Source organism: Actinomycetospora sp., assembly GCF_055612215.1.
Window position 1 is genome coordinate 1 of the sequence record NZ_JBVPVA010000036.1, and the last position, 4,799, is coordinate 4,799.

General features: G+C 73.4%; 6 protein-coding genes. All 6 read left to right on the forward strand.

The genetic code is table 11. From position 1 onward, the window contains the following. Nucleotides 1–45 precede the first annotated feature (45 nt). Nucleotides 46–1,470: a lactate racemase domain-containing protein gene (locus AC0CYZ_RS00785; protein ID WP_472211128.1), complete on the forward strand. Its 1,425-nt coding sequence runs from the start codon at nt 46–48 to the stop codon at nt 1,468–1,470. Between the two features lie 50 nt (nt 1,471–1,520). Next, nucleotides 1,521–1,769, forward strand: a complete 249-nt coding sequence (locus AC0CYZ_RS00790) for a hypothetical protein (protein ID WP_472211130.1) — start codon at nt 1,521–1,523, stop codon at nt 1,767–1,769. A gap of 46 nt (nt 1,770–1,815) precedes the next feature. Next, complete coding sequence (gene larE, locus AC0CYZ_RS00795; RefSeq protein WP_472211133.1) at nt 1,816–2,649, forward strand: ATP-dependent sacrificial sulfur transferase LarE; 834 nt, start codon at nt 1,816–1,818, stop codon at nt 2,647–2,649. Next, on the forward strand, nt 2,646–3,332 hold the full coding sequence (gene larB, locus AC0CYZ_RS00800; protein ID WP_472211136.1) for a nickel pincer cofactor biosynthesis protein LarB: 687 nt from the start codon (nt 2,646–2,648) through the stop codon (nt 3,330–3,332). The genes larE and larB overlap by 4 nt, the downstream gene beginning before the upstream one ends. Continuing rightward, nucleotides 3,322–4,551 carry a nickel pincer cofactor biosynthesis protein LarC gene (larC, locus tag AC0CYZ_RS00805; RefSeq protein ID WP_472211139.1) on the forward strand — a complete coding sequence of 410 codons (1,230 nt, stop codon included), beginning with the start codon at nt 3,322–3,324 and terminating at the stop codon, nt 4,549–4,551. Before larB ends, larC begins: the two co-directional genes overlap by 11 nt. Nucleotides 4,552–4,593: 42 nt before the next feature. After that, nucleotides 4,594–4,799 (forward strand): GNAT family N-acetyltransferase (locus tag AC0CYZ_RS00810; RefSeq protein WP_472211142.1); only part of this gene is annotated, 206 nt, incomplete at its 3' end.

Sequence of the window (4,799 nt, forward strand, 5' to 3'; positions counted from 1 at the left end):
ACACCACGGTCTGTTCCAGACCATCGACGCTGTGGAGGCCGCCCGATGACAGAGACGTACCGGGCCCGTATCCCCTTCGAGTCGCTGGACCCCCTGACGATCGGTTCGGCGGGCGACGAGAGCAAGGTCTATCGGGAGGAGCTCGAGCTCGAGCTCCCGGCCGCCAACCTGCTGGCCGCGATCTATCCCGAGGAGCCTCCCGCGGTGGCCGACACCACCGAGGAGACGCGCAGGGCGATCGCGCATCCGGTCGCCGGTCCGACCCTCGCGCAGCTGCTCGAGGGCGGCCGGAGCATCACGGTCGTGATCGACAACCAGTTCCGCCCGACACCGGTGGCGAGGATCCTGCCCGCGGTGCTCGACGCGATCGAGGAGGCCGGCTCGAGCCGCGCCACCGTCATCACCGGCAACGGCAAGGTCTTCCCGCTCTCGGCCTCCGACGTCGAACAGAAGGTCGGCCGCGAGAACCTGGCCCGGATGGAACGGCTGGGCGTGACGTTCCTCCAGAACGACCCACTGAACTACGACGTCTACACCTATCTCGGCATCACCTCGCGGGGAACGCCGGCCTACGTGCACAAGTCGGTCACCGAGAGCGACGTCGTGCTGGCGATCGGGCAGGCCCAGGCCAACCACTGGGGATACGGCGGCGGTGGGAAGCTCGTCATGCCGGGCGTCTGCGCCGATGCCACCATCGAGGCCAACCACGCGAACTTCACGATGTCGCCGCAGACCCACTACGGCGCACTCGCGGGGCCGATGCGCTCGGACATCGACGAGATCGCGACGATGGCGAGGCTGACCGCGACCCTGGACGTCCTCCTCGACACCCACGGTCGGGTCTTCGAGATGAGCTTCGGCGCCCACCCGGTCTCCCATCGACACGCGATCGAACGGTTCAACGAGGTCTACGCATTCGCCAACCCGGTGCGCGAACACGGACCGGCGGACATCGCGGTCTGCGGCGTGTTCGCGCCGACCGACCACCTGTTCTTCCACACGGGCTGGGGCTGCATGTCGGCCGACTACGTCGTGCGCGACGGAGGCACGATCATCTACACGAGCCCGTCGCCCGGGGTGAAGACCGAGATCGGTGACTTCCCGGGCCTGGCGCTCATGGACCTGATGAAGCCCTACATGCCGCCCACGCAGGAGAACTACGAGCGGATGCTGCGCGACATCCACGCGCGCGTGATCCAGATGTGGGCGGGGTGCATCTGGGCCCCGATCTACGAGGTCATGCTCAAGAAGCACCTGACCCTGGTGACCCTCGAGGAGAACCTCGAGATGGCCGCCGACATCGGGATCGACGCCACCACCTCGCTCGACACCGCCTTCGCCGACGCGATGCGGCGGCACGGACCCGAGGCGAAGGTCGTCATCCTCCCCTTCGCCCGCTACCAGCTGCCCGACAACATGATCCGGCTCGACGCCCAGCCGCTCCGCTTCCCCCAGGAGGCCGGCGGGTGAGTTCCGCGCGGGCACCGGAGTCCGCCGAAGGCGGTGGGCCGACACCGCGCGTGCGGGGATCGACCACGATCGTCGAGTTCCTCAGGCGGCACCCGGACGGGGCCGGACAACGCCTGCTCGCCGCGGTGGGGGTCCCGTGCGCGCTCTGCGGAGCCGCCACCCGGGAGCCGATCACCCTCGCCGCCCGCCGCCACGGTCGCGATCCCGGGGCCTTCCTGCGAGCGTTCCAGGCGCTCGACCACGGGTGGCCCGACACCGCGCTCATCGAGGCGGCCCGCGCCCGTGCGCCGGGTCGTTGATCCTCGGGATGGAGGTCCAGTAGTGGGAGCCGAGGTGCCGCACCCCGTGGCGGACGGTCTGCCCGCGGCCGCAGACCAGCTCGCCGACCTACGGGCTCGGGTCCGTGCCCTGAGCACGGTCGTCGTCGCGTTCTCCGGCGGGGTCGACTCCTCGCTCGTGGCCGCCGTCGCGGTCGAGGAGCTCGGCCCGCGCGCCGTCGCCGTGACCGCGGTGTCGCCGGCCCTCGCGAGCGGCGAGCTCGAGGGCGCCCGTCGCGTCGCCCGGGAGCTGAGCATCACCCACGAGGAGATCGACACCGCCGAGCTGGAGCGGCCCGGGTACCGGCGCAACGACCGCGACCGCTGCTACCACTGCAAGAGCGAGCTCTACAGCCGGCTCGACGTCCTCGCGGCCCGTCGCGAGGACGCGGTCGTGGTGTCCGGGGCGAACGCCGACGACCTCGGCGACTGGCGTCCCGGGCTGCGTGCGGCCGCCGAGCACGGGGTCCGGCACCCGCTGCTCGAGGCGGGCATCGGGAAGGACGCCGTGCGGAGCATCGCGCGCCGGCTCGGGCTGCCGAGCGCCGAGAAGCCCGCCTCCCCCTGCCTGGCCTCGCGTCTCCCCTACGGCACCGAGGTCAGCACGCCCGTCCTCGCCCTGGTCGACCGGGCCGAGACGGCGCTGAAGGCCCTCGGCCACCGCGTGCTCCGGGTCCGCCACTACGGCACCCTCGCGCGGGTCGAGCTGGACGGTGACGAGCTCGCCCGGCTCGACCACGACGGACGGGAGCGTGTGCGGGCGGCGGTGCTCGACGCGGGATACCAGGACGTCGTCATCGACGACCACCCGTTCCGCTCGGGATCGCTCAACCTGACCCTCACCCCGGTCCGGCATCCGTGAGCGGGCCCACCCTGCGCGTCGAGGACGTGGCGCAGCTCGACCACGACCGTCGACGTCGCACCGGCATCCCCGAGGTGGTCTTCGGGGAGGGCAAGACGCCGGAGCAGACCCTGCACCTGCTCGCCGAGCTGCGTCACGGCGACCCGTCCGCGCCGGCGCTCGCGACACGGTGCCCGGAGGAGGTACTCGCGTTGGCGGGCGCCGCTTTCCCCCACGAGACGGTCGCGGTCGACGCCGTGGGCCGCACCGTCACCGTCGGGGAGCTCCCGTCGCCGACGGGGCGCACGGCGGTGGTCACGGCGGGGACCACGGACCTCCCGGTGGCCCACGAGTGCCGCGCCACGCTGCGCGCCCTCGGCGTGGACGTCGACCTCGTCCCCGACGTCGGGGTGGCCGGTCTCCACCGCCTGCTCGGGCACCTCGACCGGCTCCGCGACGCGGACGTCGTCGTGGTGGTCGCCGGCATGGACGGCGCGCTACCGAGCGTCGTCGCCGGACTGGTCGCCGCCCCCGTGATCGGCGTCCCGACGAGCATCGGCTACGGCGTGGCCGCCGGCGGCATCGCGGCCGCCACCAGCATGCTCGCCTCGTGCAGCCCCGGTCTCGTCGTGGTCAACATCGACAACGGGTTCGGCGCCGCCGTGCACGCCGTCAAGATCCATCGTCGGGTGCGTGGTGGCTGAGGCGTACCCGGCGTGCTGGATCGATGCGTCCGCCGGGATCGCCGGGGACATGCTCCTCGCCGCCCTGATCGACGTGGGTGCCGACGAGGACCGCGTGCGCGAGGCGGTGGCCTCGCTCGGGGTGCCGGGCATCGGCCTGCACACCTCCGAGGAGCGGCGGGGCGGCTTCCGGTGCCGTCGCGCCCACGTGAGCGTGGACGCGGAGGACGCGACGCACCGCCACCTCCCGGAGATCCACGCCCGGATCGACCGCAGTGCCCTCGGGGAGCCGGGACGAGCGGCCGCCCGCCGCACCTTCGCGCTGCTCGCGGGCGCCGAGGGCCGCGTGCACGGGCAGGACCCGGCCGAGGTCCACTTCCACGAGGTCGGCGCCCACGACGCGCTGGCCGACGTCGTCGGGACCGTCGCCGCGGCGGAGGACCTCGGTCTGCTCCGGGACGGGGCCGAGATCGTCTGTTCGGCGCTCGCCGCCGGGAGCGGCACCGTCCGCTCCGAGCACGGCGTGCTCCCGGTGCCGACACCCGCGGTCGTCCACCTCGCAGCGCAGAACGGTCTGGCGCTCGAGGGCGGCGATCTCCTGGGAGAACGCAGCACCCCGACCGGAGCGGCGCTGGTCGCGGCCCTCGCCCGCCCCGGAGTCTTCCCGGCGATGACGGTGCACGCGGTCGGCACCGGGGGCGGACGCCGCGACACGGTCGATCGCCCCAACATCACCCGGGTCGTCCTCGGGTCACGGACGTCCGCCACCCCCGGATCCTCGGCGAGGGCGGCGGTCGTGCTCGAGGCGACCGTCGACGACCTCGATCCCCAGCTGTGGCCCTCGGTGCTGCGGGCCGTGCGAGCCGCCGGCGCGTGGGACTGCTGGACGACCCCGATGATCGCCCGCCACGGACGCCCCGGGCACGTCCTGAGCGCGATCTGCGAGGAGACGATGCGCCGATCGGTGGCGGACGCGGTCCTGCGCCACACGAGCACGAGCGGCGTGCGCTGGTCGGCGTGGCAGCGCGAGTCCCTCCCCCGCTCGTCGGTCACCGTCGAGGTCGGTCCGCCCGACGCGCACCGCTCCGTCACGGTGAAGACGGTCTCGCTGGGCCCGGGCGTGCGCCGGTCCAAGCCCGAGATCGCGGACGTCGAGGCCGCCGCGGAGGCGCTGGACCTGCCGGTCGCCGCCGTCTACGCCGAAGCGGTCCGGCGGTGCCACGAGCTCGACGAGCCCTGAGGAGGACGGGCACCCCCGGGCCGGCGCACTACCGTCGCGGCGGTGCCGATCACCTTCCGCCGCGTCACCGTCGACGACTTCGACCTGATCGCGCACTGGCTGGCCGAACCGCACGTGGCGCGCTGGTGGGCCCACGAGACGAGCCCGGAGGCGGTGGCGCGCGACTTCGGGCCGACGCTGCGCGGGGAGGAGCCGAACGAGGACCTGGTCGCGCTCGTGGAGGGCCGGCCGCTCGGGCTCTGCCAGCG